The 26032-nt window shown below is 42.0% G+C and carries 19 protein-coding genes; 15 read left to right on the top strand and 4 right to left on the bottom strand.

Annotated features, from left to right (window positions below):
- Window positions 1-6: 6 nt before the first annotated feature.
- From JJU34_RS15350 to JJU34_RS15335, 4 genes are all read left to right on the top strand, one after another.
- Entirely contained in the window at window positions 7-1395 is a 1389-nt protein-coding gene (locus JJU34_RS15350) for a four-carbon acid sugar kinase family protein (protein WP_228693282.1), read from the top strand.
- Window positions 1392-2429, top strand: coding sequence for a Gfo/Idh/MocA family oxidoreductase (locus tag JJU34_RS15345; RefSeq protein WP_228693281.1), 1038 nt, complete (start codon window positions 1392-1394; stop codon window positions 2427-2429). The genes JJU34_RS15350 and JJU34_RS15345 overlap by 4 nt, the downstream gene beginning before the upstream one ends.
- A gap of 66 nt (window positions 2430-2495) precedes the next feature.
- On the top strand, window positions 2496-3143 hold the full coding sequence (locus tag JJU34_RS15340; RefSeq protein ID WP_228693280.1) for a GntR family transcriptional regulator: 648 nt from the start codon (window positions 2496-2498) through the stop codon (window positions 3141-3143).
- A 74-nt stretch (window positions 3144-3217) separates the two neighbouring features.
- Window positions 3218-4495 (top strand): MFS transporter, encoded by a 1278-nt coding sequence (locus JJU34_RS15335; protein ID WP_228693279.1) that lies wholly within the window; start codon window positions 3218-3220, stop codon window positions 4493-4495.
- Between the two features lie 69 nt (window positions 4496-4564).
- Here the strand turns inward: JJU34_RS15335 and JJU34_RS15330 are convergent, their stop codons facing one another.
- Complete coding sequence (locus JJU34_RS15330) at window positions 4565-5830, bottom strand: aminotransferase class V-fold PLP-dependent enzyme (RefSeq protein ID WP_228693278.1); 1266 nt, start codon at window positions 5828-5830, stop codon at window positions 4565-4567.
- 676 nt (window positions 5831-6506) lie between these two features.
- Here JJU34_RS15330 and JJU34_RS15325 point away from each other — a divergent pair.
- Together JJU34_RS15325 and JJU34_RS15320 are read left to right on the top strand one after the other, a co-directional pair.
- Window positions 6507-7709 (top strand): AAA family ATPase, encoded by a 1203-nt coding sequence (locus JJU34_RS15325; RefSeq protein WP_228693277.1) that lies wholly within the window; start codon window positions 6507-6509, stop codon window positions 7707-7709.
- Between the two features lie 4 nt (window positions 7710-7713).
- Window positions 7714-8304: a DUF4276 family protein gene (locus tag JJU34_RS15320; protein WP_228693276.1), complete on the top strand. Its 591-nt coding sequence runs from the start codon at window positions 7714-7716 to the stop codon at window positions 8302-8304.
- Window positions 8305-8967: 663 nt separating this feature from the next.
- Here JJU34_RS15320 and JJU34_RS15315 read toward each other — a convergent pair.
- Both JJU34_RS15315 and JJU34_RS15310 read right to left on the bottom strand, forming a co-directional pair.
- A complete protein-coding gene (locus JJU34_RS15315) occupies window positions 8968-9315 on the bottom strand; it encodes a hypothetical protein (RefSeq protein ID WP_228693275.1) in 348 nt (115 codons plus the stop codon).
- 242 nt (window positions 9316-9557) lie between these two features.
- On the bottom strand, window positions 9558-10568 hold the full coding sequence (locus JJU34_RS15310) for a WYL domain-containing protein (RefSeq protein WP_228693274.1): 1011 nt from the start codon (window positions 10566-10568) through the stop codon (window positions 9558-9560).
- Window positions 10569-10753: 185 nt separating this feature from the next.
- Here JJU34_RS15310 and JJU34_RS15305 point away from each other — a divergent pair, with 185 nt between their 5' ends.
- The 7 genes from JJU34_RS15305 to JJU34_RS15275 all read left to right on the top strand — a co-directional run bounded on the left by JJU34_RS15305 (window position 10754) and on the right by JJU34_RS15275 (window position 22773).
- Window positions 10754-12442 (top strand): AAA domain-containing protein, encoded by a 1689-nt coding sequence (locus JJU34_RS15305; RefSeq protein WP_228693273.1) that lies wholly within the window; start codon window positions 10754-10756, stop codon window positions 12440-12442.
- Between the two features lie 4 nt (window positions 12443-12446).
- On the top strand, window positions 12447-14021 hold the full coding sequence (locus tag JJU34_RS15300) for an AAA family ATPase (protein ID WP_228693272.1): 1575 nt from the start codon (window positions 12447-12449) through the stop codon (window positions 14019-14021).
- Complete coding sequence (locus JJU34_RS15295) at window positions 14018-15058, top strand: hypothetical protein (protein ID WP_228693271.1); 1041 nt, start codon at window positions 14018-14020, stop codon at window positions 15056-15058. Before JJU34_RS15300 ends, JJU34_RS15295 begins: the two co-directional genes overlap by 4 nt.
- A 64-nt stretch (window positions 15059-15122) precedes the next feature.
- Window positions 15123-16901 carry a class I SAM-dependent DNA methyltransferase gene (locus tag JJU34_RS15290; RefSeq protein WP_228693270.1) on the top strand — a complete coding sequence of 593 codons (1779 nt, stop codon included), beginning with the start codon at window positions 15123-15125 and terminating at the stop codon, window positions 16899-16901.
- The gene (locus tag JJU34_RS15285) at window positions 16898-18247 is read left to right on the top strand and encodes a restriction endonuclease subunit S (RefSeq protein ID WP_228693269.1); all 1350 of its coding nucleotides are present in this window, start codon (window positions 16898-16900) and stop codon (window positions 18245-18247) included. Before JJU34_RS15290 ends, JJU34_RS15285 begins: the two co-directional genes overlap by 4 nt.
- Window positions 18248-18253: 6 nt before the next feature.
- Window positions 18254-19789 carry a DNA recombination protein RmuC gene (gene rmuC, locus JJU34_RS15280; RefSeq protein ID WP_228693268.1) on the top strand — a complete coding sequence of 512 codons (1536 nt, stop codon included), beginning with the start codon at window positions 18254-18256 and terminating at the stop codon, window positions 19787-19789.
- Window positions 19789-22773, top strand: coding sequence for a type I restriction endonuclease (locus tag JJU34_RS15275; protein ID WP_228693267.1), 2985 nt, complete (start codon window positions 19789-19791; stop codon window positions 22771-22773). Before rmuC ends, JJU34_RS15275 begins: the two co-directional genes overlap by 1 nt.
- Window positions 22774-22904: 131 nt before the next feature.
- On the opposite strand, the gene JJU34_RS15270 is transcribed toward JJU34_RS15275, so the two are convergent.
- Entirely contained in the window at window positions 22905-23717 is an 813-nt protein-coding gene (locus JJU34_RS15270; protein ID WP_228693266.1) for a LexA family transcriptional regulator, read from the bottom strand.
- 34 nt (window positions 23718-23751) lie between these two features.
- Here JJU34_RS15270 and JJU34_RS15265 point away from each other — a divergent pair, with 34 nt between their 5' ends.
- Together JJU34_RS15265 and JJU34_RS15260 are read left to right on the top strand one after the other, a co-directional pair.
- Entirely contained in the window at window positions 23752-24537 is a 786-nt protein-coding gene (locus JJU34_RS15265; protein WP_228693265.1) for an Error-prone repair protein ImuA, read from the top strand.
- Entirely contained in the window at window positions 24530-26023 is a 1494-nt protein-coding gene (locus JJU34_RS15260; RefSeq protein ID WP_228693264.1) for a DNA polymerase Y family protein, read from the top strand. Before JJU34_RS15265 ends, JJU34_RS15260 begins: the two co-directional genes overlap by 8 nt.
- Window positions 26024-26032: the final 9 nt, after the last annotated feature.

The raw sequence follows: 26032 nt of genomic DNA, 5'->3' as shown, positions 1-26032 counted from the left end.
CAGTTAATGATGGAAAAATACGACCCACTTGAAAGGCCGTTAGAAGGAAGAATAAAGACTTTGTTTCATGAGCAGCAGATGTCATTGGTCATTGTAGACGATGATCCTACTGGCACCCAGACTGCGCATGACGTGCCTGTGTTGGGCGATTGGTCAGCGGATGCATTTATTCATGAATTCAACCTAAAGACACCTCTATTTTTTGTACTCGCTAACACCCGAAGCCTTCCCAAGGAGGCGGCGACATCCCGGGCTAATGAGATAGGTCAGAACTTACGCAAGGCATCAATGATCACCGGCAGGAAATTCATGATTGTCAGCAGAAGTGATTCCACCCTCAGAGGATATTTCCCCTCAGAAGTAATTGCCTTAAGTCAGTCAGCAGGCATAGGCAACATGCCGGTTTTTTTAACTCCGGCATTTTTTGAAGGAGGACGGATAACCGAAAATAACGTGCATTATATCATGGAAGGCGAAAAGAAAATCCCCGTTGCGGAGACAGTTTTCGCCCAAGATAAAAGCTTTGGATATGTCAACTCTGATTTGACCAAGTGGATAGAAGAAAAGTCCCTAGGTAGCATTAAACAACAGGATGTGAAAAGCCTTTCTCTTGAGGACATTCATGCTGGCGTTGAAGTGATATCAGAAAGGCTTAATGCATTGCAGCCCAATGATATCATGGTCATCAACAGCAGATCTTATCGGGATCTGGAAATGACCTGTCTGGCAATTCATGCGTTGATTAAAGAAGGAAAAGGGTTTAATTTTCGAACTGCGGCTTCCTTTGTTTCCGCGTTTGCCGGCATAGCAGCAAAGTCGTGGAAGCCCAAAAATGTATCCGGAGCGTCAAAAGGGGGCTTGACTATCGTGGGATCCTATATAAAAAAATCAACTTCGCAATTGGAGCTCCTGTTAGAAAAAGAGGGGGTTTTACCAATTTCTATCTCCGTTGATTCCATCGTAAATGATTCGGGTACTATAGAAACGTACATGAATGTTTTGGTGGAAAAAATTGAGAAAGAATTAAAAAAAGGAATTGATGTGGTGGTATATACTTCCCGGGAACTGATTTCGGGAGCCAACGCAGAAGAGAGCCTTGCTATTGGGGAAAAGGTAACCAGTTTTTTGGTTCAATTGGTTGCTAACATCAACTTCCAGCCGGCTTTTATAATTGCCAAAGGTGGCATTACATCCAACGACATTGCTGTAAAAGGATTAGGGATGAAAAGAGCCATCGTTTTGGGACAGGTAATTCCCGGAGTTCCAGTGTGGGAGCTAGGTGAGGAGACCAGATTTCCTGAAACTCCGTATGTTGTTTTTCCGGGAAATGTCGGGGATGAAAAGAGTTTAGCCCAGGTTTATGATTTGTTTATAGATAATAAGATGGGTGGATGAAAAAACTTAAAGGGGTAATTGTTGGTGCCGGATATTTTAGCCGGTTTCATGGAGACGCATGGTCAAGGATGCCTGACATAGAAATAGTGGCTGTTTGTGACAAAGATGTTCAAAAGGCAAAGTTATATGCGAATCACTATGACATTCCAAATGTATATGGGGATGTAAATGTAATGTTTGCAGCCCATCAGCCTGACTTTGTTGATATTGTTACTCCTCCGGTCACACATAAGCCCATCATCAAGTCCGCAATCGCGAAGGGCATTCATATCATCTGTCAAAAGCCGTTGGCTGACACATTTAAAGAGGCAAAAGAAATCCGAGAACTGGTTAGGGGAGAGGACATCCGTTTTATGGTGCATGAAAACTGGAGGTTTCAACCTTGGTATAGGGAGATCAAATCGGTTATTCAGGCAGGCACTATCGGGAAAAAAATATTTCAGTATACGTTTAAAATGCGGCTGGGAGATGGTTGGAGAGAAGATGCGTATTTGGACAGACAGCCGTATTTTCGAAATATGCCCCGCCTGTTGATTCATGAGACGGGAGTTCACTTTGTAGACACTTTCAGGTATTTGGAAGGGGAGATTTCCGAGGTCTACGCTCACTTGAAAACCTTAAACCCACTAATTAAAGGGGAGGATACCGGCATGGTGTTTTTTAAATTTAAATCGGGTTGCACCGCATTGTTTGATGCCAACCGATACCACGAACCTACACACAACAATGCAAGATACACTTTTGGGGAAATGTGGGTAGAAGGAGATAAAGGCAGCCTTACCTTACACCCGAACGGACTAATTTCAATCAAACCATTGGGAGAACCACAGTATCAACTGCCTTTTAAACCTACGGAAATCGGGTTTTCCGGTGACAGTGTCTTTGCATGTCAGAATCATTTTATAAAAGGAATTTTAGAAGAATCGCCTTTTGAGACTGAAATTGATGATTATATTAAGACCTTGAAAGTAGTTGAAGCCATCTATCATTCGGATCATGAAAGAACAATTTACCCGATTAACAGCGTAAAATAGAGAATATTCGCTATTTTTATTATTTAGTATACGGTACACAAAAATGGAAATTTTATAGCGTAAGTGATGCTTAAAAATGATGAGTTGGGAATTCAGGCGTATAGAGAGCTAAGGAAGCTGATCATCAATGGTATCTTGGCACCCGGCCAAAAAATCATTCAGGAAAAACTGGCTGCAAAACTGGGTATAAGTAGAACACCACTGCGGGTGGCTCTTCACATGCTCGAGGCGGAAAACCTTATTGAGCCAAAAAATAAAACCGGATTCAAAGTTAAGGAAATTGACAATAAGGAAATCCTTGAGATTTTTGATTGTAGGATTGCGTTGGAATCAACAGCCGCCGGATTGCTTGCAAAAAGAATAAATGGGAAAGAAGCTGAAAAACTGAAAAGTTTTTTTCTGCCCTTTGAAAATGAAGGTTTACAGAAAGGAAGTGAAAGCTATAAAAAGGCTGATACCCAATTCCACAATTTTATTGTGGAAAAATGTGGTAACAGGTATATAGATAAGTTGTTCAAGCAGGGTAATCTTATCACCTATATAGAAAGAATTGGTCTTATCAGACCACCAGAAGCTACTCTTCAGGATCATATAGACATAATCAACGCCATCATTAACAATGATTCCGAAGAGGCCGAAAAGGCTATGAAAGTTCATCTAACGAGATCAAAGGAGATCATTGAGGAAAAACTCATCAACGAACCCGTCCAATAGGCATTTATAATCAAGCCGCTGACGACACCTACACCTCGATTGTGCAGTTTCCCCACAAATAAACCCAAAGTATCATGTCTTTCACAAAAAAGCCTTTTGTTCCAAGCCGGTACTTTATGGTGGCGGGAACCTTTTTATTGTCCATGTTGGTCTATGTAGACCGGATAGGAATATCCGTTGCCAAAGACCCAATGACTGATGCGCTTCAATTGAGCGACAAGCAATTTGGGTGGGTACTGTCTATGTTTGCTTTAGGGTATGCCCTGTTCCAAACGCCCTTGGGTATTCTTTCAGACAAAATAGGACCAAGAAGGGCTTTGGCAGCAGTGGTTAGCCTATGGTCTTTTTTTACAGCACTAACGGGAGCTGTGACAAATTTCATTACCTTATTCTTCGTACGGTTTTTTTTTGGGGTCGGTGAGGCCGGTGCTTATCCCGGTATATCCAAAGCGGTTTATCATTGGATTCCAGTAAGAGAAAGAGGGATTGTAAACGGGATCAATTTTTCAGGGGGCAGGTTTGGCGCTGCGTTTGCACTTCCCTTGATAGCCTTGGTGATTGACAAATTAGGATGGCGGAGTACCTTTTTTGTTCTTGGTCTGCTCGGTATCATTTGGGCTTTGGCGTGGTATTTCCTATTCCGGGACAATCCGGAAGACCACCCCAGGGTATCGGCATACGAAAAGCAGGAAATCTTGATTACCAGAACTAAATCCGGGGTAGAAACCCCTTCGCATTTCACCGTGAATTCGTTGTTAGGTTCCAGAAATATGTGGTTAGCCATGGGGCAGTATTTCGCCAGTAACTTTACCTTTTTCTTCTGCCTTACCTGGCTGTTTCCACATGTAAAAGAGCAGTTTATGCTCAATAATGTAGAAGCAGGTTTTTATGCGTCATTTCCTTTGATCGCAGGTGCATTTGGTAATATGTTTTCGGGGTGGTTGGTAGACCGAATCTATGCAAGCGGGAGGTTTACATGGTCACGGATAATCCCTGCGACGGTAGGGTTTGCTTTGGCAGCTATGGGATTGATTGCTAGTCTGTATTCCACGGATGTATTCTTTTCGATTGTCTTTTTATCAATAGCGATTTTTGGTGCGGACATGACCATCAGTCCTTCGTGGACGCTCTGCAATGACATAGGTAAACTGCACTCTGGAGCTGTTTCGGGAACCATGAATATGGCTGGTAATATTGGTTCTTTTATTACAGCGCTGGCTTTTCCCTATCTTCGGGATTGGACAGGATCGGTTACGCCTTTTTTTATTATTGGGGCCGTATTGAATGTCTTGGCGATCATTATGTGGCTTAGGATAAAGCCAGAAAATCCCATTCGTTTTAAGACTATATAAAAAAATCACTCCCTCACCCAGTAAATTTTCTCACTAGGTATTTTGGGGACTTGTTACAGGATCCGCCTGCTAACCCTTCGCAAGTTCCGTGCAGGCCTTTACCAGCACATCCAACTCATCCAGCGTCGTGTAGAGGTTTGGGCTGATCCGGCAGCCATGGACATTTGATCCGTCAATCGCAACGGTAAATATTTTATACCTATCCATCAGTGTTTTTGCGAAATCAGCAGGTTTCATGCCTGCGATGCCTACGTTTCCTATTCCGCAATATCTCGCAGGGTCCTCGGGTGTATTGACGATCACACCGGGAATATCCCGCACCTTGCTGGTCCAATACGTTTGCAGATATCGGAGGCGTTCCTCTTTTCGCGCTCCGCCGATGGCATTATGGTAGTCGATGGCGTCGTTGATGGCCAAGTCGGTATGTGCGGGATGTGTGCCCACATGGTTCAGCCCGTGAATATCAGTGTGTGCGCGGGATCCCTCTGCCAGCAAGGGCCAGATCTTTTCTGCATTTCCTTTCTTGACGTACAGTAGCCCGGCACCAAGCGGTGTACTTAGCCATTTGTGCAGACTGGATCCGTAGTAGTCGCAATCCAGATCAGGGAGATTGAACTGAAAATGCCCAAAAGCGTGTGCGCCATCCACCAATACCGACACCCCTTTGCTGTGGGCCATGTCGCAAATTTTACGTACCGGTAGGATCTGACCGGTGATATTGATGATGTGGGAAACCATCAGGAGTCTGGTCTTTGGCGTGATGACCTGGGCATACAGGTCCACGATCTCTTCGTCCGATTGGGGGTGGTTTGGAACAGACACCACCTTATTTACCACACCGTACCTTCGCGCAGCGAGTTTGAATTGATTCAACATCGCGCCATAATCCTGTTCTGCCATCACCGCTTCATCGCCCTCTTTCCAGTCGATGCCCGTAATGACCATGTCCAGTGATTCGGTCGCGTTGCGGGTGATCACGACCTCCTCGGGGCTGCAACCTCCCAATGCGGCAAGGCGGGCTGCGGTTGCATCTTTGTCTTTCTTCCGATGGTTCCGCATGTACCAGGATCCTTGAAAATTCACATCCCGAACGTGCTGGATAAAATTTTCCAGTGTTTCCTGTGGCACAAAGCAGTAAAAGCCATTTTCCAGGTTGATATAGTCGGGCTTGAGTTTGTATCCCGCCCGAATCTTTGCCCAAAAATCCTCATCCGAGGCAAGCTGCGTGGGGGGTATATGTTCCACGCCGGACAGAAGCTGGGCAAAGGAGTTAATTCCAGGGCTGGCCGTAACACCTAATGCCACGAGGTTTTTGAGGAAGGTTCGTTTTTTCATCTGTTTATAATTTGTTCTTTAGCGGTCAGATGGAATCTCGCACGTATTACAATCGTTCCTCCGTGTGTCGCTTGCGTCGTGCTCGATTTCATGTGTCTATAATTGTTCTTCAAAGGTCACATGGAATCTCGCATGGCTGATAGGCATCCCAGTGTGTGAGGGGAGTGTAATGCTCGATTTCATGTGTTTGGGAAGTTTGGTTAAATGTAACGAAAAAATGGCTGGATTTGAAAGGGATATTTTGTGTTTGGTACTTGTTTGTGGGTTTTGTAGGTGTTTTTGGTTCGGTGTTCTGGGTTGACGGTTCGGGGTTCAATGTTCGGAGTTTAGGGTTTAATCTTCAGGTTTCAATCCTTGTTGTGCTGGATTTTCGGTTGTAAAATTAAATATGATAAAAATTAGCCCTTCTGTGAGAGTCGTGATGTTTGCAAATCCCATCAAAAACAAGCAAATTGATCTTTGAAGTTTTTAACAGTTTATGGCACAAGTAAAACCCAAAAAGGAGCATCGAATTACGGTGTAGTGCTGACCAATGAATGTCAATATGGGAGTATGTAGTGGTCGGCTATTTGAGCCTTTTTCAGTGGTAGGTCTCGATTCTTTTGGTGAAAAGCGTAAAGACGACTTTCCAAAATGCCCTCAGCAAATTGCATATTCAACGTAGAATTTGAAAAAAATGAAGATAGAGAAAATCAGAATAAAGAACTTCAAAGTTTACCGGGAGGCTGAGATTCGGGATTTGCCGAATATGTGCGTTTTTCTTGGAGCCAATGGTGCCGGAAAGTCTACCCTATTTGAAGTGTTTGGGTTTCTCAGTGATGCCTTGAAAAATAATGTTAAGAATGCATTAAACAGAAGGGGTGGATTCAAAGAGGTATACTCTAGAAACGGCGAGGGTGATATCGAGTTTGAGATTAAATTTCGAAACCCGGAAATTGATGGAAAAAAGCAGCCGTTGATTACGTATGAGCTTTCCGTGGGGATGGATCCAAACAAGCAGCCGGTGATAACCAAAGAAATACTGAGCTATCGAAGGGGAAACAGGGGGAGACCTTATCGGTTTTTAGAGTTCTCGAATGGACGAGGCAATGCCATTATCAATGAAAGTGAGTTCGAAAGTGCTAAGCAGGAATTTAAAGAGCAGCGGGAAGAACAAACATTAGACAGTCCAGATATTTTGGCCATAAAAGGGCTGGGGCAATTCCAGAAGTTTCAAGCGATCAGTTCTTTTAGGCGATTATTGGAAAATTGGTACGTTTCTAATTTTCAGATTCATGCGGCTCAAAACATAGAAGATACCGGTTTAAGTGAACACCTTTCGACTACTGGAGATAACCTTGCGCAGGTGACGAAATTTATATATGAAAACTATCCAGCTATTTTTAAAGTAATTCTTCAAAAGATGTCGGAAAGGGTTCCTGGTATAGAAAAAGTAGAAGCGACCGAAACCATAGATGGTAGAATTGTGCTACAGTTTTCTGACGGCAGTTTTAAGGATCCTTTTATATCCAGGTTCGTTTCCGATGGAACGATCAAGATGTTTGCCTATTTGGTGTTGCTATACGATCCCAAGCCTCACCCACTTTTGTGTATCGAGGAGCCCGAGAATTTTCTTCATCCGGAATTGCTGATCGAACTGGCAGAGGAGTTTCGGGAGTATGCCAACCGTGGTGGACAAGTATTTATCTCATCCCATTCCCCGGATTTTGTCAATGCGCTCGAAATTGACGAACTATTTTGGCTTACCAAGGAAGGAGGGTATACAAAGATCGCTAGGGCGACAGATGATCTGTTAGTAAGGACATTGGCGGCGGAAGGGGATAAGTTGGGCTATCTATGGAAGCAGGGGTATTTTAAAGGGGGTGGGCCAAAATCCTGACAGTATGGCTAGAATAGAAATAATGGTTGAGGAACGGTCCATGAAGGAGTTTTTGACTATTTTTTTGCCGGTTGTTATGGATGAATTTTGGGTGTTAAATCAAAATGTATTTATCCGGAGCTTCGAAGGAAAATCTGATCTTCAGAAGAATATACCTTCCAAACTAAAGGCGTATAGTAACTGGCATGAACCCATAGGAGTAATTATCCTGCAAGACCAAGATAGTAACGACTGCGTTGAGTTAAAAAATAAGTTAGTGGAATTATGTGCTCGCAGTGGCAATTGTAGAACGCTAATTCGGATTGTATGTAGGGAGCTCGAGTCGTGGTATTTAGGGGACTTCGAGGCACTGGGACGGTCCTATCCTGCGTTCAAGTTTGAAAAATTCCTAAACAAATCGAAGTACAGAGACCCAGATAAATGCAATGCATACCATGAGTTAAAAAAAATACTTCCGGAATTCCAGAAAGTCGATGGGGCGAAAAAGGTGGCGCAAAATATAGATTTGGATAGGAATCGATCAAGAAGCTTTCATCAAACAATAAGTGGTATACGGAAATTACTTGCTGAGATTAAAAAGGAGAAATCCGATTGATTTATCCTTTTTGGTAAAAGATCTAATGTGACGGTCATGTGATAGACACTGGTCGTGAGATCGATATATCACACAAAATCAATAGTTTCTTATGTGATGGTCATGTGACAAAACATGCTAAAAGTTTATTTGATGGTCATTTGATAGCTAATACCATTAAGTAATTAAATTACGGATTACCAATGTGTTTTTATTTGATGGTTATTTGATAGAATAGTAAATCATGGCATAAGCATAGGTGGGTGGGTTTTTCCGCATTGATTTTCCACGAATGCGGTTTGAATCCGTTATATATGCTACCTGAGTATTCATGCAGGAGAAGTTTCAATCCTTGTTGTGCTGGATTTGCCATTGGAGGAAAAAACACCCTCATAAGAGGGTGCCTTTCCAGTCTAGTTTCAATCCTTATTGTGCTGGATTTGCCGTTGTAAAATTGAATTTGATTCAAATTAAACACGATATGAGAGTCGTGATGTTTGTAAATCCCATCAAAAACAAGCAAATTGATCTTTGAAATTTTACACAAAAACTATTTTTTTGAGGGGCGAGTATATCCTCAGGGATATTCCCCTCCAATGAAAGAATATTCGAAAACATTCGATTGAAAATAAGTGATAGATCAAAAAGGCCAATTTAATACATGGCTCTTTAGTATGTCAAAATTTAAATTGATGTATTGAAATTATTCAAATAGTACTTTCTCAAGTGTTCCCACATGCCTTCCCAGTCACAATTCATTGGAATTTGCATTTTTGCTATGTCAGCATGGCTGTCATCATACTGTGGCACCAATTGGGAAGCTGCTTTTGTGATGGTATTTATTATATTAAATTCTATAAAACGGTCTTCGACGCCGTTTCTTCTCATTTCCAATATTTCAAAACACGCAAAGTTTATTACGATTTCCTCCAGATCAGAGATGCCTACACGGCCTTTCGTTTTCTTTAAGACAACTAATTGTTCTTGGATATGCCCCATATATTCATTGACATCTGTTTTGTAATTTGTCATAGCTATTAATTTTTGTTTTGTTCTATTTTAAAAATATAATATAATATAATATTTCTTATTTTTCACTAAGAGGTTTATAATGGGCGTTGATTTTTTTGTAAAACAATTGGAATGTTTAAAACGCAGCTAGAAGGATTATGTCAGTTTATTTCTATTAAATTAAACCATAATTCCCTATTTACCAACTAGAGCAGCCGTTTGGTGTCTAAAACATCTGAGAGGGACACTACATCGTCGAATTTTCAGTACTGTTGGAATCCCCGCTTCAGTCTTTCATGAATAACCTTTTTCAATTCTTCAGGTTGAATGACTTTGGCTGAATCCGCATAGGATAGTATAAGTCTTTCCAGTTCATAATTTAGAATTACTTCAATTTTAATTTCTAAAGTACTTTTATTCAGCCAGTTTGATTTTTGTGAACCATGGATTGGTTTAGTTTCAACATACCTCCCCGTTTTTCCATAGAAATGTAGAATTATTTTTTGAACTTCTGCACCCTCAGATTTGGAAACTCCAATCATATCCTCGAAGTATTCATCCCAATTGATCGTTGTATTTTCAATAAATGGAATTGAATGCTCCATGATTGTTGCTATTCTGTCAATTGCCAAGTTCCAATCTGATTTTCCCGTAAATGGGTTGAAACCAAAAAGAAACCACCTTCCATTGTATTGCTTTAGAAAGTAAGGGTGGATTTCCAAATCAAAGGGCGAATCATTCTGAAAGGGTTGATAACTGATTTTTAGCGGAGTCTTGTACCTAAGAGCACTATAAATTATTCCTAAGTAATCTGTACCCTTCAAAAACGCATTCGACTCGAACTCCATCAATCTACTTTCCGAATTGGTGGCAGTAATTCCTTGTCTAAGCTTCGGAATCATTTCGCTAATCCAATCAAAATGCGGCATTCCTTTAAATTGGGATAGGATGTCTACAGCCTCTTCCAATTGGTTTATCTCCAGTTCATTTAGAGGCATGTTATTGATAGAAAAAGACAGATCTTGATACCTGTAAAATACTTTCTTGCCATCTCTGTGCCTATTGAGATCAACGGACCATCCATCCGAACTCTCCATAAAACCAATATCATCAAAAATCTGCCTTCTCGATATTCCTTTGGAATTAGGGTCGATTTCTAGGAGAACTTTGTTGCATTCATCTATCAGATCCTCAATGAAATAACGCCTCCCAGGATTTCTAAAGCAATTATCTAGCACTTTGTAACGAATAAAAGCATTTTTATTTGTTGACATCTTTGTTAATTTGGGCGAAACGAAACTTTGTATTAGCTGGGGTAAAGTAAAATTAAACATTTATGCAGATAGGCTGCATAGAAAAGACATTATTTTGTGACCTAATCCCGAACATTTTGAATACAATGAAATTTAGAATTGCCAGGCCTGCTTATACAGGTCCATATCTCAAACAACCAATAGACATGAGTTTTTCCTTGTCCGAAGATCATTTTCTATTTAGATTAGGTGAACACTTTCATAAAGAGGGAGACATTGAAAAGGAGGAAAATCGAGGAAAAGAAAATCTCTCCATCAAAGAAAAAATAAGGGAAGGCTACCTAATTGAATCCGCGGTAGTGACTAGTGTAGATGGGGAGCAAATAGTGGTCGACATATCAGATGCTGAGGGCAATTTCAGTGATGGATCTGCCCTAAAAATTCTCGAACTAAAAACCGGAAATAAAACAAAAGGAACTTTATTGTCATCCGATGGTCAGTATTTGTCGATTGAATCAATCGGATGGAGGCCAAATATGGGGGATAATGTAAGTCTAGTTAAGCACTTTACTGCGTTTGATTTTTTGATAATGAGGAGAACGGATGATTTTTACCGGTTACTTCGCACCAAGAAAAATGTCGACATAGTTGAACAGAAGCTCAACGGAACCCTTGGACCCATACAATTCTCGATTCCAACGGTTGTGAAATTGGGTAATTTGGACACCTCCCAAATTAATGCAATTAATCAATGTTTGGGGGATGATCCAGTAACATTGGTTCAGGGACCTCCAGGAACCGGCAAAACCTTTTTTGCTGCGCACTTATCCAAATATTTGTTGGATCGGGGGTATGAGATTTTAGTCACCGCGTTCACCCATGACGCAATCAATAATATTCTGATAAAAACCCAGGAAATAGGTGCTCCTGTGTCGAAAATTGGCACTAAATCCAAATGCTCGGAAGTACTACAAGCATCACGGAAGGAGAAAATTTCTACCAGTATAAAGGAAAAAAAGGTTGTAGGAATGACCATCCACGAATTCCTGAAGAACCACAAAAGGTTTGATTTTATCCTAGTGGATGAAGCAAGTCAGATGGACATGGTTTCGGGGATCCATTTCCTTGCGTCTTCTACCAAAACTATTTTCATTGGTGATGACATGCAATTGCCGAACATTCCGAAAATTCCAGACACCGAGTTTTCCATATCCATATTTGATTTGCTTCTGAAAGTTTATAAAGCCTCACCGCTTTTGACCACCTATCGCTTTAATCAGAGGATTTGCGACTACATTTCACCGAATTTTTATTACGGCAAATTGACTTGTAGCGATTCTGCAAAGTCTAAATACTTAGATGCACCAATCGAACTGAATTTCAGCCAGTTTAAAGTATTGACAAAGGAAATTCTGAAGGAACCGCTGGTTTTTGTCAATACGGAAGAGGAAGTAGAATTCCTGATCAACAAGGAACAGGCTAGTTTAATTGCAGATCTCGTAGAGGATTTCCTATCTTTAGGTATTGAGAAAGACGAAATTGGTGTGATCGCTCCCAATAATATGCAGTTGAATTTTATTCGGAAGGTACTGTCAGCGCGAAAATTGGATTGGAAAGGGATCAAAATTGAAACGGTCAATAAGTTTCAGGGACTTCAGAAAGACATAATTCTTTTTTCGTCGGTCATTACAAAGTTGGGTAGCGAAAAGGTCAAATACGATTTCTTCTTTGACATCCGGAGATTTAATGTGGCTGTTTCCAGGGCCAAAAAAATGGCGATTGTTTTAGGAAATCGGAATTTAATTGCTAAGGCAGGTACCCTAGCACCGGAGGGAGATAAAATTGCAGACTTCTTGAAAAAGTCATTTCTAGTAAATAAGCTAATCAATGATTAACAATATGAACTCAATTGGCTTCAAAAATTTTAGGCAATTCAGAGATTTTCCTACAACTAAATTGGGCCCAATTACCTATTTGGTAGGGAAGAACAATTCTGGAAAGTCGACCATCGTAAAAGCTTTACTCCTTATTTCAGACTTTTTGAAGTCAGGAGAAATGAGAGAGTTTAAGTTTGGCAACAATGTGCTAGAGGATGCTAATATCGTAACTTTTGGAAGGGCTAAAACTGCATCAGCGGAGGAATCCTTAATTGCCTTTGAAACAAAAGTTTCGAATTATAGAATTGAAATCCAAATAACAGGAAATGATGATGATACGAATGCTCGGGTCTTGAATTTTCTTGTTGAAGATTTAAAATCTAGATTTTTCTTTAGAGTAGAACCGCACTCTTCTCGTATTTATTTTGGGCAAGGCAAAACAGGGGATTTCATTAAGGAAGAGGAAGTCCCTGAATTTCAAATGAAAACTGAAATCCGCCGTTTGGAGGATAGAATCAGATTTTCTAACCTAAAAAAAACAGACAAAGAATATTTGAGATTGGTTGATCAATTGAATTCGCTCAAACAAAAACAAAATCTTTTTGAGTCGAATAATGAGGAGCAGTATGAGGAATATTTGAATCGGGAAATGGAAAATATCCCTGAAAATTTTTTGCTTGACATGCCAATTAATTGGAGTTATTCATTGAAAGAAAATCTTGAAGCAGCTCAAAAGATTGCAGTCCATATGCATGATGTTGAATTTAGGAATGCGCAACTAAATGAGAATACTTCAAGTCTTTTCGATGAATACAGGGGTTTTTATCAAAAAAAGGATGATTTGCGAAGATCATTTGAGGAGTATTTTGAATCCATTCAAGAATTGGAGCTTTTTTACCTTGGTGCAAATCCTTCTAAGCAATCAGGACTTTTTACAATAAGAGATAAAGGAAATGCACTCTCTCAGTCCATCCACAAATTCTATCAATTAGGTGTATTTAACAATAAAGGCTCTGAATCTTATCGGTTTCTTAAAAAGTGGATGGGAAAAGATGGTTTTGATATTGGTGAAGACCTGACAATTAAAATGTATGGGGGAGAGGCTTATGATGTAAAGATCAAAAATGGTGATGGTGAATTATCCTTAGCAGATAAGGGAATGGGATCTATCCAAGCTATGTTGTTATTGTTTAGAATCGCCTCAATAATTGAATTGAAGAAAAGTTCTTCAACCAATACTAAAATAATTGTTGAAGAACCAGAATTAAATCTTCATCCCAATTTTCAGAGCAAGTTAGCGGATTTGTTTTTTGAGGTTTGGGAGAAGTTTGATATTGAATTTATCATCGAAACTCATTCAGAATATATAATCAGAAAGTCTCAGGTCATTGTGTCTGAAAAGCAGCTTGAGGATTCAGTTAATGAAAACCCGTTCAAAGTTCATTATTTGGATCTGCATCAATCCCCTTCGATTTATTCAATTGGATTTGATTCTGACGGTGTATTGGATAGATCGTTTGGTTCCGGATTTTTTGATACAGCTGCTGATACTAATCTTCAATTGTTAAAACTAAAACGGATAAGAAATAAGCAATGAGAATAACTATATACGCTGAACCTGATGTTTTTGAGAATGTTTTATTATTTCAAGAGGATTATCCGAATTGGAGTTTTCTTTTTAAATATCACACAGATATTTGTCTGAATATTTCAGATGAAGAATATGAGACTCTTCTTAAGGAAAATAATGAACTTATACTATCATACATCGCAATTACAGGGGGAAGAGAGCCTTTACCTTTAAGGGATTTTTTTAACGAGATATATGATTTGCCGGAGGAAACCATTGAGGAAAAGCCTAGAGATATCTTTTTTTTGAAATTATCCAAAGAGGATGCAGCTGATTTATCTGAAAGAATTGGTGTATTAGTATTATCCGCAGATGATTTTAATGATAAAGTTCTTAATCTGAGTTTTTTTAAAGAATTAGAGGAGGGGCAAGTTTGGGAAAATGGGGCCAGCATAGGATGGCATGAATTGTTTAGGCTTGATGCTAAGCCAATAAACTCAATGGTCCTTGTCGACGAGTATATTTTTGAAAATACCCAAAAAGTAAAAGGCCAAATTGTTCATATTGGGGAAGAAAATATGATCCAACTTCTGGATAAAACTCTGCCTCAAATTATTTTAGTTCCATTTCATTTTACCTTGATTACCAAGTACGAAAGTGAAAATGAAGATGAACTTTCTGCTTTTGCAACAAAAATTATAATTAGGATAAAAGCCTTGAGAAAATATGAGATTTTATGCGAGATTGTTTTTCAAAAATCTGAACTTTTCCATAATAGAAAACTCATAATCAATTATGCGAATGCGGCTTGTGAAAGAGGGTTTTGTGTATTCAATCCCGCCAACATGAAGGAAGTTCGTAAAATCAATGATTTTCGACTTAATCAATGGTTTCATGCCTTACTGGAATCAAAAGGTGATTTAGAATTTCAATCCTCATTCATTAGGTTGAAAATAGTTAAAAAATTCAGTAGGGATCTTGTAGATGGTAAATATCAAGGATTTGTTTTTGGAGATTGTAAAACAGACAAAACCCTAATAAATCGGTTAGTAAATAGTGTTTGATTTCCAATGCACTTCTACTGCACAGATCTTTCTCATATTTGTACCATCAATTTGAATCACTAAAATGACCAATAAAAAAGAAGTAGTAGGCTTTATTTTCCAGATCACGGACAAGGTTCTTTGGAACGTCTTCCGTAAAAATGAGATTGGAGATGTTCTCTTGCCTTTTGTGGTGCTTAGACGATTGGACTGCATCCTTGAGCCAGTCAATGGGAAAGTCCGGGAGGCTTATAACAACTTTAAGGACAAGGTGGCTGAGGATAAACTGGATCCGATTCTCCGAAAAGCTGCCGGAGGCCTTCAGTTCTACAATATTTCACGTCATACATTTGAGTCTCTTCGGGAGAATCCCAAGACAATTGAGATTGATTTTAACAATTACCTCTATGGATTCAACAAGGAGGTTAGAGATATCATCGACAATTTCCAGTTTGAAAAAGTAATTGGTCGACTGCTTAAGAATCGATTGTTGTACCAGATGATCGATGCGATCTGCAAAGTGGATCTCCATACCGATAAGATTGACAACCATGATATGGGATACATCTTTGAGGAATTGATCCGTATCTCCAACGAACAGAGCAATGAAACCGCCGGGGAGCATTTCACCCCAAGAGATGTGGTTCAATTGATGATTGAAGTGATGTTCAGTACAGAGAAAGAGGTATTTACTCAACCTGGTATCATCCGGACGATCTATGACCCGGCAATGGGAACTGGTGGAATGATCAATATTGCCAAGAATTATGTAGTAGAAGTGCTCAGTGCGAATCAATCAAATAAGCCTACAATCCGAACGTATGGTCAGGAAATCAACGAACAGTCTTATGCGATTGCGAAATCAGAAGCCTTGATTACCGGAGAGAATATTGATAACATTCGGCACGGGAATACATTTACTCAGGATCGATTTGCTGATAAGAAGTTCCACTATATGCTGGCCAATCCCCCCTATGGAGTGACTTGGAGTAAGGATGCGGATTACATTATCAATGAAAGTGCAAATCCAGCTGGTCGATTCTATGCAGGACTACCAGCTAAAAGTGACGGTCAATTACTATTCCTTCAGCATATGATTAGCAAGATGGAGTATGAGGGAAGTAAGATTGCGGTCGTAACCAATGGTTCTCCTTTGTTTTCTGGAGGTGCAGGAAGTGGAGAAAGTGATATCCGTAAATGGATCATTTCCAATGATTGGTTAGAGTGCATTGTTGCCCTTCCAAAAGATCTATTCTACAACACTGGGATCAACACCTTTATCTGGTTTTTGAATAATAACAAGCCTTCTCATCGTCGAGGTAAAGTTCAGCTTATCAATGCAGTAGAGGCAGATGACAAGTCAAGTCAGAAGGAAGGATTTTGTCGTCCTGAAAAAAGAAGCTTGGGTAATAAGCGAAATAAAATCGAAGAATACCATATTCAGAAAATAGTGGACTTATACACTCGTTTCGAAGAGGGATCTTACTGCAAAATCTTCGACAATGAATTCTTCGGCTACTACCAAGTAACCATAGAGCAGCCTGAATTGGATGAAAAGGGCAAGCCTAAGCAAGGCCGAAACGGAGAGCTAAAACCGGATACCAAAAAGCGGGATAAGGAAAATATCCCCTTGTCGGAGGATATCGAAGTGTACTTTGAAAAGGAGGTGCTTCCCCATGTTAAAAACGCTTGGATAGACTTTGATAAAACCCGAATCGGGTATGAGATCAATTTCTCCAAGTATTTCACAGAATTCAAACCTCTTCGATCCACAGGAGATATCAAGGCGGAAATTCATGAATTGGAGTTTGGAAATGAATCAGAGAAAGGGATCAAAGACTTGATTTTAGACTTATTTAAATGAAAAAGTACGAGTCCTACATAGATTCCGGGGTAGACTGGATTGGACAAATTCCAAGTGAATGGCAGATTAGCAAAATGAAATATTATGCTAATGTGTTCACAGGAAATAGTCTTAATGATAGTCAAAAATTAGAATTTGAATCTGATGATCCAGATCATCTTGCTTATATAGCTTCAAAAGACATTGATGTTAACACGACTGCGGTCAATTATGAAAATGGAACTCGGATTCCCAGGGATCAAGTCAATTTAAAGGTTGCCCCTGCTTTCTCTTCATTACTATGTATCGAGGGAGGAAGTGCAGGACGAAAAATGGCATTTATTAACCAGGAAGTCTGTTTTGTCAATAAATTGGCATGTATCGACTTAGAAAAAAAATGGTTGGCTAAGTACACCTTTTACTTTCTGAAATCGGAGATTTTCCAAAAGCAGTTCACAGAATCATTGGCGGGATTGATCGGAGGGGTAAGTATTACTAACCTGAGGAACTTTTTGATGCCAATTCCTCCAAACTTCGATGCTCTGGAAATTGCCCGCTATCTTGATCATCAAACCGCTTTGATTGATGAATTGATTGAAAAGAAGCAGCGGTTGATTCAGGCTCTTGAGGAGAAACGAAAGGCAGTTATCAATGAAGCGGTGACCAAAGGACTCAATCCCTCAGTCCGGATGAAGGATAGTGGAATCGATTGGATTGGGGAGATTCCGGAGCATTGGGACATAAAGAAATTGCGATATCTCGGGAAATGCCAAAATGGGGTTAGTGCCGGGAGTGAGTATTTTGGAGAAGGAGATCCATTTATTAGCTATTCAGATGTTTACAAAAATGCATCATTGCCTGATCAAATATTAGGATTGGCCAAATCCTCAGAATTGGATAAAGAAAATTATTCAGTTTTGGAAGGTGATATTTTCTTCACAAGGACATCTGAAACCGTAGAGGAAATTGGCCTTTCATCAGTTTGCTTAAATTCAGTTCCTGCTGCTGTTTTTGCAGGGTTTCTAATAAGATTTAGACCGCAAAACCCTTTCCAAGAGTTAAATAAATGGTTCTCGAAATTCTATTTTAGATCTCATATTGTTAGGCATCATTTAGTAAAAGAGATGAATCTTGTGACAAGGGCATCTTTAAGTCAGGAGCTATTAAAAAGTGTTCCTGTATTGTTGCCGCCAATTAACGAGCAGATAAAAATTGGTGAACATCTCCAAGAAATAACAAGCTCAATCGATACGACTATTGATAAAATTTACTCGGCTATTGAAAAATTAAAAGAATATCGCCAATCTCTAATTTCAGAAGCTGTTACTGGAAAAATTGATGTAAGAGATTGGGAACCATCAAATTAATAAACCATGGAATTTTTAATCTACATTTTTATTGGCTTAGTAAGCCTCATTATTGGTTGGTTGCTAAGTAAAACCACCACAAGTTCCTCCCATCAGAAGGTATTGGCAGAGGAAAAGCAGAAATACACCGAATTGGATCGAGAGTTTGTTGAATTCAAGGCCACATCCAATTCAGAATTGGCACACCTGAAAGAGGAATTGGATGAAACGGTTAAGGAAAAGGAGTCTTTGACAGCGGATAAAGATTCATTCAAAAAAAAGTTAGAAGACTATCGGGTAGAGCTGGAAATAGTCAAAGGACACCTGGAATCCGAAAAAGAGAAAGTAAAAGAAAAATCAGATCAGGTTAATGACCTGCAAAGCAAGCTTAATGAAACACAAGAAAAGCTGAATGAGGCCAATAAAGACTTATCCAGTCAGACGGCTATTAATACTTCGATTCAAGAAAAACTGGATACCCAAAAGAAGGAAATCCAGCAATTGGGAGAACAGGCTAAGAAAGACTTTGAATTGATTGCCAATGAGATATTAGAGGCTAAGACAGCCAAGTTTACTTCAATCAATGAAGAGAAGCTTACTGCGATCTTGAAACCACTCGGGGAAAATATTGGCGACTTTAAAAAGAAAGTGGAAGAGGTCTATGATGCCGAATCCAAGGAACGGTTTTCTCTTGCTGCGAAGGTCAAGGAATTGGCAGAACTGAATAAAGTAATCAGTGAGGAGGCAAAGAACCTTACCAAGGCACTAAAAGGGGAAGCCAAAACCCAAGGGAATTGGGGCGAGATGATTTTGGAAAGCATCTTGGAAAAGTCAGGCTTGCGAAAAGATGAAGAGTATTTCATGGAAGAAGTCCTGAAGGACGAATTCGGAAATCCGCTCAAGTCTGATTCAGAAAACAAAAAGATGCGTCCGGATGCCGTGATCAAATACCCGGATAGCAGAACCGTGATTATTGATTCCAAAGTTTCTCTGAATGCTTATACTCGATATGTGGAAGCCACAGAATCTTTGGAACAAGAAAAACATCTAAAAGAACATATTCAAGCCGTAAAATCACATATAGTACAACTCTCAACTAAGGGATATGATGATTATGATAAAGCGTTAGATTTTGTGATGATGTTTATACCAAATGAGGCTGCTTATATAGCTGCGATCAAAGGTGATCCCGATTTGTGGAATTTCGCTTATGAAAAACGTATCTTGTTGCTTAATCCAACCAATTTAATAACTTCACTCAAGCTTATTGTGGACCTTTGGAAGCGGGAATATCAAAATCAAAATGCAGTTGCAATCGCTGATGCTGGAGCCAAGCTGTATGATAAGTTTGTTGGCTTTGTAGAAACGCTTCAGAAGGTAGGTAAAGCAATTGAAGGAGCCCAAGGGCATTACAATACAGCACTGAGTCAGCTTTCCGAAGGAAGTGGGAATCTGGTAAATAGGGCAAATTCCCTGAAAAAATTGGGGGTAAAGAATAAGAAAGAACTTCCGGCAGGATTGGAAGAGAAAACGGATAGTTTTGATATAAACGATATCATCTAATGGCAGAGGGAACCAAAGAATTTCATTTTGAGGATCATATTGCGAGATATCTTACCAGGGATATCTCGCCTTACTTTTCTGAGTACACATTGAAGCCTAGTTCTGTCTATGACAAAGATTTATGTTTGATTCCAGAGGATGTCATTGGTTTTATTAAAGATACACAACCCAAAAAGTATGAAGCGCTAAAAGTCCAATATGGCAGTCAGGTTGATGAGAAAATCATTTATCGGGTGTCAGAATCACTGAGTAAAAGAAAGACTCTTTCCTTATTTCGTGAGAAGGTCAAAGACAGAGGCCAAACAATTGATTTGGTTTATTTCAAACCTAATCATGATAAAAGTCCCGAGCATCGGGAATGGTATGATAAAAATCGGTTGACAATTATCCGTCAGTTGAAATACTCCAAGAACAATGAGAATTCAATTGACTTGGTGTTTTTTGTCAACGGGATTCCCGTCATTACGATGGAGCTGAAAAATGCCTTGACCGGACAAAATCACCTGCATGCCATCAAGCAATACATCGAAGATCGAGATCCCAACGAGAAGTTGTTTGAGTTCAAGCGCTGCTTGGTGCACTTTGCTGTAGGTACCGAAAAAGTATTTATGACCACCAGACTCGCTGGTAAAAGCACCTTTTTCTTGCCATTCAATAAAGCTCTGATCAATGAAAACCCGGATGGATATCCTACCTCGTATTTATGGGAAGATGTACTGACCAAGGATTCATTGTTGGACTTGATTCAGAATTACATTAACCTTCAGGAAAACAAGGAGAAATTCTACGACCCGAAAACGAGGGCCCTTAGAGAAAAATCCAAGGATATTCTCATCTTTCCCCGTTTTCATCAGAGAAGGGCTGTACAGAAACTTCTTAATGATGTGGCTGAAAAAGGTGTTGGCCAAAAATACCTGATTCAGCATTCTGCCGGTTCAGGGAAATCCAATACCATTTCATGGTTGACCCACAGATTATCCGATTTTTATCGAAGATCAGATGATGCAAAGGCGTTATTCTCCGGAGTAATTGTTGTCACAGATCGTAAGGTATTGGACCGTCAAATTCAGGATAACATCCGACAGTTTGAACAGACACCAGGTACAGTGGCTTACATTGATGACAATAAAACTGCTCAGGATCTAAAGGCCGCAATTGAAGATGGAAAACGGGTGATTGTAACAACACTTCAAAAGTTCCCCGTCATTTCAGACTTTGTTAGCCAAAATAAGTCCAAAACTTATGCCGTGATCATTGATGAAGCCCACAGTTCTCAATCCGGTGAATCAGCCCGTCACCTTCGAAAAGCACTTTCTCTGGAAGAGTCGGAAGAAAAAGACGTGCTAGATAAGAATATTGATGAAATTATTGAGGAGGAAATCAAGCGAAAAGGAGATCAATCAAATATTTCATTTTTTGCATTTACTGCCACTCCTAAGCCAAAGACCTTGGAGATTTTTGGAACAGAAAGAAATGGGCAAAAAATACCTTTTGATATATACACTATGGAGCAGGCCATCAAGGAAGGGTTTATCCTTGATGTACTGAAAAATTACGTCTCTTGGCGGAGATATTATAAGTTGGTAAGAAGGGAACATATTCCGGATAAGGAGTATGAAACTCGTAAGACAGTAAGGCTCCTCAGTAGTTATGTTGATCTTCAGGATCATGCGATTGAGCGGAAAACCCGGATCATGTTGGAGCATTTTTTTTTTAAAACACAAAATGAAATCCAGGGAAAGGCACGTGCAATGTTGGTCACTCGTTCACGCCTTCATGCAGTTCGATATAAGCGGAAGTTTGATGAGATCATGAGGGAATTGAAGCTTCCCTACGAAGCCTTAGTGGCGTTCAGTGGAACAGTTACTGATTCCGAGACGGGAATGGATTACACCAAGGAAAACATGAACAGCCTAGGGGGGAAGGTTCAAATTCCGGATGCTTTGAAACTCCCTCAATACCGCATATTGATTGTGGCAAACATGTATCAAACCGGTTTTGACGAACCTCTCCTGCATACCATGTTTGTGGACAAAAGACTTGGTGGAACCAGTACCGTTCAGACCCTAAGCCGACTCAACAGGAGGACAAGTGGAAAGGATTCCACCATGGTCTTAGATTTTGTCAATGACCCAGAAAAAATCCAGCAGGATTTTCAGGATTACTACGGAGGAACCTACATGGAATTGATAGATCAGACAGATCCAAATTCATTGTATGATGTCCTCGGGAAGGTCGAATCATCGGGAATTTATACTCAAAAAGAACTCAATGATTACGCTGGGTTATTTTTCAGAAAAGGAGATCACAAAGAAAAACTCCAGCCCATTCTGGAACGAGTAGCTAACCTGATGGTAAAGCATAAATCGGAAGAAGAGATTGCTGAAATTAAATCCTATATTAAAGACTTCATTCGTTTATATCGATTTCTCTCCCAGATTATTTCTTTCACGGATGTCAATTTGGAAAAGAACTATGTGTTCTTAACAGATTTGTACAAGAAGCTTCCCGTTAGTCAAAATTCACTGCCCACGGAGGTATTGGAAGAAATTGATTTAGGTAGTTTCAAACTCCAACATCAATTCACCACCAGTTTGGAGTTGGAAAGTGCTGATAAGGGAATGACCGGAATGAAGCCAACTGGTCCGGCTGGACCAACTGACGAAGACAAGGATTTCCTGAGTAACATCATCAAGACCTTGAATGAAACCTTCGGAATAGATCTTAAGGAAGAAGACCAAGTGGAATTTGAGAAAATGAAAAAGAACATTTACGCGAATGAGGAATTAATGAGCTTTTTCAACGATAAAAACAGTAAGGAAAATATTAAGGATAAATTCAATGAAGAAATCGATAATGAGCTCCTGAATTTCATAAACGATAAACTGGATTTTTATAACAAGCTGACCGAAAACAAGATCAATTCCATGTTCAAAAAAATGTGGTTTGATGATATCTATGATAAGAGAGTAAGGGGGATTTAGAATTAAAATATATGATTATTATTTAATTTAATTGTTTTAATAAATGAAAATATATTTATTATATAATAATTTTTATTACATATTTGATTTATAGGGAGTTCATAATGCAGATTTTCTTCAAATTATGAATTTCAAATAGACCCCTCCTTCCATCCACTGACCACCCGTTGCATTTCCTTTACCGCCCGTATCAGTTGCTGTAGGTCGGTTTCGGGCTCGGGGATTTGGTGGCTGGTGTAGGCGTGGAATTTCCATATCTCCAGCACCTCGCCGGCGGGCACCGCATAAGGCTCAAAGAGGGGGTTTAGGGACTTTAGCCTTACCATGCCCTCCGGATCCACCGTCACCAGCTTAAAAACAAAATCCTGTTGCCCGCTCAAGATCACAATGCAGGGGGTGTCTGCTTTGAGGCTGGACCAGTCTTCCACATACTGCGTCACCACATCGCTTCCCCCGGGGATGGGCAGCATGGAATCTCCCACGATAGGGAAGATCCGGTACGTACCCTGCTTGGGCAGGTTGGGCAGGGAGAACTTGGGCAGAGAGGCGATAAATTCGGGGTCGTTGTATCCCGCCATGTACCCCGCCTTGGCCTTGATGGGCACGTACTCCACGTGTTCGTTGTTGCCCTTGTCCACGCTGATGGCCAAGACCCGCAGGTTGCCTCCCCGGATGTATACGTCGTTGCCCGCCTCCAGTTCCCGAAGCTTTAGCTCCCCAAGTTTGGATAGGTCCACCCGGATCAGGCTGTCTATGCTGATGCCGAAATACCCGGAGATACCCAGGAAATCTTCCGGGGAGGGAGCCTTGGTCTGCCCGGACTCCAGGGCGTTTACCTTGGAACGGGTGAGGCCCAGCGCCTCCGCCAGCCCCTGCTGCGTCAGACTTCTGCGCTCACGGAGAAATTTCAGGTTTCCCGAAAAAAAGTTTCTTGGCTTTTCCATTAGAGTTTGCTATTATTAAAGTCAATGATTTGACATGATACGTGTCAAATATAGGGATTTTGCCGAATATATGAAACTGACAAGCAATAAAATAGAACGACTGCGCCAGTTGCGGCAGGAGGTCATGGCACTGGAGGGATCCCTGCCCCGTGTGGAGCAGCGGGCGGAATCTGCCGTAAAGCTGGGACCTATGGAGGTGGCTTTTCCGGGCCGTACATTCCCCCTTGGGGCGAATCATGAGTTTATCAGCACCACGCCCTCCGAGGCGGCGGCTACCCAGGGCTTTGTGGCGTCCCTGCTGGGGATGCTGCTTCGTAAAGGAGGATATTGCCTGTGGATCGGCAATCGGCGGTTGGTATTTCCTCCTGCGTTGCAGCTTTTTGGCATAGCCCCCCACCGGGTGGTATTTGTAGATTTGGTTACGGAAAAGGAGGTGCTGTGGACGCTGGAGCAGGCTCTCAAGTGCGATGCGCTGGCAGCGGTGGTGGGAGAGCTCAGGGAGTTGGGCTTTGCCGATTCGCAGCGCCTCCAACTGGCCGTGGAGCGCAGTAGGGTCACGGGATTTTTGCTCCGGCACCGGCCCAGAAGTCTGCATGCCACCGCCTGTAATACCCGCTGGAAGATCACTTCCCTTCCTAGCCAAATGGAGGGGGGGCTTCCCGGGGTGGGATTCCCCACGTGGAATGTGGAGCTCCTGAAGGTCCGAAACGGCCGGCCCGGAGCTTGGAAATTGGAATGGAGCAGGTTGCAGGGATTTTGTTCGTTGCCTCGGCAGCAGGAAGCTTCCCGCCGCGCACAGGAGGGGCGTCGCTATGCCTAGGCGTTTTCTGTCCTTGTGGTTTTGCCATCTGGCCACCGACCGGCTGGCGATACGCAGGCCCGAGCTGAAGGGAAAGGCCTTTGTGTTGGCAGCTCCCGATCGGGGGAGGACGGTGGTGCGGGCGGCCAGTAGAGAGGCCTTGGCACTTGGTGTCCATCCCGGTACGGCCGTGGCAGACGCCCGCGCCATCTACCCCACCTTGGAGGTGTTGACCGACAAGCCCGGCTGGGGGGATAAGCTGCTGTATCGCTTGGCGGAATGGAGCCTGCGCTACACACCTTATGCGGCTACGGATCCCCCGTCCGGCCTGATGCTGGATATTTCGGGTTGTCCGCACCTTTGGGGCGGGGAGCGGCCCTACCTAGAGGCAGTGCTGTCTGAGTTGGGCACCAAGGGCTACCACGTGCGGGCGGCCATAGCCGATACCATCGGTGCAGCCTGGGCATTGGCGCGCTACGGGGAGGAAGATGGTTGCATTGCCGGTGCCGGAGGGCAGCGGGAGGCTTTGCTGTCTTTGCCGCCCAGTGCGCTGCGTTTGGAGGCACCTGTGCTGGAAGGTCTGCAGAAGCTGGGGTTTCGCCAGATCCGTCAGTTTATCGACATGCCCTTACCTACCCTGCGGCGGCGTTTTGGGGAGGGGCTGTTGCGGCGGCTGGGGCAGGCGCTGGGCACGGAGCAGGAGACGTTCAAGCCCGTGCAGCCCAGGGTTCCGTATGAGGAGCAATTGCCCTGTCTGGAGCCTATCCGTACGGCCAAAGGGATCGAGATAGCCCTACAGCACCTGTTGGATAGGCTGTGCCAGCGCCTTTCCCGTGAGGGCAGGGGGCTGCGCAAGGCTATTTTCAGTGGGGTACGTGTGGATGCCAAGAAAGTACAGATCACCATCGGCACCGGTAGGGCTTCCCATAACCCGGAGCATTTGTTCCGCCTGTTTGCCTTGAAGATACCCAGTTTTGAGCCGGCTATGGGCATTGAGTTATTTACGCTGGAGGGGTTGCTGGTGGAAAAGGTGCGCAGCCCGCAGGAGCAGCTGTGGCACCGCTCCGGAGATCCCGCTGCCGTGGCCGAGCTGCTGGACCGGGTGGAGGCCAAGGTAGGCCCCAGGCGGATACAGCGGTATCTGCCCCAAGAGCACCACTGGCCCGAGCGTTCCATCCGCCCCACCGTTTCCTTGGATGAGGAGCCCGATACGGCTTGGCCGGATAAACCCCGTCCTCTTCACCTGTTGCCTGAACCGGAACCCATCGATGTGATGGTGCCCCTGCCCGATTACCCTCCGCTGCACTTCAGGCATCAGGGCGAAATCATCCAGGTGGCCAAAGCCGACGGACCCGAACGCATAGAGCAGGAATGGTGGCTGCAGACCGGTCCTCCTCGGGACTACTACTGTGTGGAGGATCCCTCGGGGGCCAGGTATTGGCTCTTTCGGCTGGGACTCTACGGCAACGGGGAGCCTAGGTGGTTTTTGCACGGGTTTTTTCCTTAAGGGAGCGGG

This window comes from Lunatimonas sp. (genome assembly GCF_020832325.1).
Lineage (GTDB): Bacteria > Bacteroidota > Bacteroidia > Cytophagales > Cyclobacteriaceae > Lunatimonas.
Note: the sequence above shows the minus strand (reverse complement) of the source record. Positions and strands in the feature narration are given on the sequence as shown.